The following is a 1,381-nucleotide window of genomic DNA, read 5'->3' on the forward strand; positions in this document are numbered from 1 at the left end:
TGGCTCTTCTGACGTCGAAGTGGGTTCCTTTTCGCGAGCCTAACGCACGCAACGCCCAGTCTCGCTTAGGTTTTGATTTGCGAAGAACAAGACCAAAGGAGTGGGCGTTGCGCACTGTCAGAGTACTGCAGAAGTTGCTCGGAATCGAGCGTGCCCGTGTTGTGGGTGTCAGGTTCGATGAGGATGACCGCGGGCAGATGGTGGTCGTGTCGCTGGAACTGCACAAGAACGCACGATCACGGTGCCCGCAATGTAAGAAGCGCTGCCCTGGTTACGATCAACCTGCGGCGCCGCGACGGTGGCGACATCTCGACATGGGCGGTTGGCGGTGCTTCCTCGAGTTGCCCGCCAAGCGTGTGCAGTGTCCTCGCCATGATGTGAAGACTGAGTTGGTTCCGTGGGCACGTCCGGAAGCGAAGATGACCAGGGCGTTCGACGACACCGTCGCATGGCTGTGCGCGCACGCCCCGATGACCGCGGTCAGTGCCTATCTGCGGGTCTCCTGGCGGACGGTATCTCGTATCGTCGAGCGCGTGGTCGACGACCATGTCGGACTCACTAAACGCTTGAACGGGTTGCGGCGCATCGGTATCGATGAGATCGCCTATCGCAAGGGCCGCCGGTACCTGGTTGTCGTGGTCAATCATGACACAGGTCAGTTGGTATGGGCGGGTGAGGGCGCCAAAAAGGAGACGATCGAGCGGTTCTTTGATGAACTGGGTGATGTGCGCGCACGCAGGATCACCCATATCAGTGCTGATGGCGCCGAGTACATCGGTGCGGTCCTCGCCGAGCAGGCGCCGGGGGCGTACTGGTGTATGGACCCATTTCATGTGCTGCAGTGGGTCAATCAGGCGTTGGACCGGTGCCGGTCTCGGGTGATGAGTCGGATAGCCGGCTTGTCGAAGGTGGAACGTGGCCGGTTGAGGTGGGCGTTGTTGAAGAATCCTGACAGCCTCACCGAGAACCAGGAGCGGTTGCAGTCCATCGTGGTCAGCGATGCCAACAGTGTGCTGGCCCGTGCGTATCAGATGAAAGAAGAGATACGGCACATACTTTCAGGTGCCTACTTGTCATGTTGGGCGCCGTTGCGGCGGTGGTTGAAGAAGGCGGAGGCTTGTGACATACCAGAGATTCGCACCCTGGCGCCGAGTATCCGTAAACGTGAGGTCCAGATCTTTAACGCGGTCGAGTGTCAGATGAGCAATGCGCGAGTCGAAGCAACGAACTGCCATCTGCGGTCATTGACAAAGCGGTCGTACGGATTTCACACTCCCGACGCTTTGATCGCGATGGCGAACCTCACCAGGGGCGGCGCATGCCCAGAACTCCCACATCGAAACTGACCGAAAACCGCCCACTTTCAGATCAGGAGATCCAC

1 protein-coding gene is annotated in these 1,381 nt (G+C 59.2%); it reads left to right on the plus strand.

The annotated features are described in order from the left end of the window. Positions 1-1,346, plus strand: a 1,346-nt coding sequence (locus FFS52_RS23520; protein ID WP_249356643.1) for an ISL3 family transposase, incomplete at its 5' end; no start/stop codon positions are given. Positions 1,347-1,381 lie beyond the last annotated feature (35 nt).

The sequence above is a fragment of the Gordonia sp. ALPHA1B1 genome, assembly GCF_005502615.1.
GTDB classification, from domain to species: Bacteria; Actinomycetota; Actinomycetes; order Mycobacteriales; family Mycobacteriaceae; genus Gordonia; species Gordonia hongkongensis.